This window comes from Photorhabdus sp. RM323S, from assembly GCF_042879375.1.
GTDB lineage: Bacteria > Pseudomonadota > Gammaproteobacteria > Enterobacterales > Enterobacteriaceae > Photorhabdus > Photorhabdus tasmaniensis.
In genome coordinates this window covers 1-953 of the sequence record NZ_JBHFKZ010000161.1, presented here as the reverse complement: position 1 = coordinate 953, position 953 = coordinate 1, and the positions used below count along the sequence as shown (strand labels likewise).

Below are 953 nucleotides of genomic sequence, written 5' to 3'. Positions count from 1 at the left end.
ACAATTTCATATTGATATTGTGCTGATTCAGAAATCCAGTCTCCATTGTATTGTGATGGCTTTTCGTTCCATGCTAATACAATTCCGTTGCGATCAGTTACTATAAATTTAGTCCAAAACGGGACTAATAATTCAATGCCGAAGTATTTAACTTTAATCGGCTTTATTAAGCTAATAAGTTTCATGTGATTTTATTTCCTTTTCTAATTATGTACATGTTTAATATATTCCAAGCAAAAGCAGCAATGTAATTTGTCCAGTAAGGAACCTCAACTTGCACATTAAAATACTTAACAGTTCTACTTTCCTGATAAATATGTTTTTCTACTATCATCTCATTCACCTTTCGCACAGAAGACAGTTGTCGACGCCTCACCCACATACTCTAAAGAATCTTTCCAACTCTCGCCTTCAAATTCCACGACACCCAACTCTACAAATTCATCGCCACCAGAATCAAAATATCCCAATCTCATTTCAGGCTCAAATCGATATCCATACAGCGTTCCCTCTGAATCAGCGACAATATATCTCACAAATTTTGGCACTTCCAAATCAATCCCGAAATAAGACACACATTTAGTGTCAAAAGACGACATTAGTATTTTCATTGCGCGGCCTCACTATTTAAACTCACTAAAGAGTCTTCCCAGCGCTCATTATCTTCAAACTCCACTTTACCGATTTCGAGACGATAGACACCTTCTTCTACATCATTATCATATACCCACCATCCGCCGTTACGCAGTGATGTCCGTAGAGGCTTACACTGATATCCCCACAACTCGCCATTAAAGTCAGCGGCAATATATTCCACCCAACAAGGAACCGTTATCTCAATTCCAAAATACGTCACTACTTTCATTTCTTCGACAAGATTAACTAATTTCATGTGATTTTATTTCCTTTAATTTATTTGAGCCAATTTGAAATAATTGGCTTTTATCGATAGT

Annotated in this window: 4 protein-coding genes; all 4 read right to left on the bottom strand. The window is 36.6% G+C overall.

The window, feature by feature from the left end; translation table 11 throughout:
- Window positions 1-185, bottom strand: a 185-nt coding sequence (locus tag ACGF7G_RS22440; RefSeq protein ID WP_387468494.1) for a hypothetical protein, incomplete at its 3' end; no start/stop codon positions are given.
- A complete protein-coding gene (locus ACGF7G_RS22435) occupies window positions 182-334 on the bottom strand; it encodes a hypothetical protein (RefSeq protein ID WP_387468492.1) in 153 nt (50 codons plus the stop codon). The genes ACGF7G_RS22435 and ACGF7G_RS22440, both read right to left, overlap by 4 nt.
- A 1-nt stretch (window position 335) precedes the next feature.
- Window positions 336-611, bottom strand: coding sequence for a hypothetical protein (locus ACGF7G_RS22430; protein ID WP_387468491.1), 276 nt, complete (start codon window positions 609-611; stop codon window positions 336-338).
- Complete coding sequence (locus ACGF7G_RS22425) at window positions 608-856, bottom strand: hypothetical protein (RefSeq protein WP_387468489.1); 249 nt, start codon at window positions 854-856, stop codon at window positions 608-610. The genes ACGF7G_RS22430 and ACGF7G_RS22425 overlap by 4 nt, the downstream gene beginning before the upstream one ends.
- Window positions 857-953 lie beyond the last annotated feature (97 nt).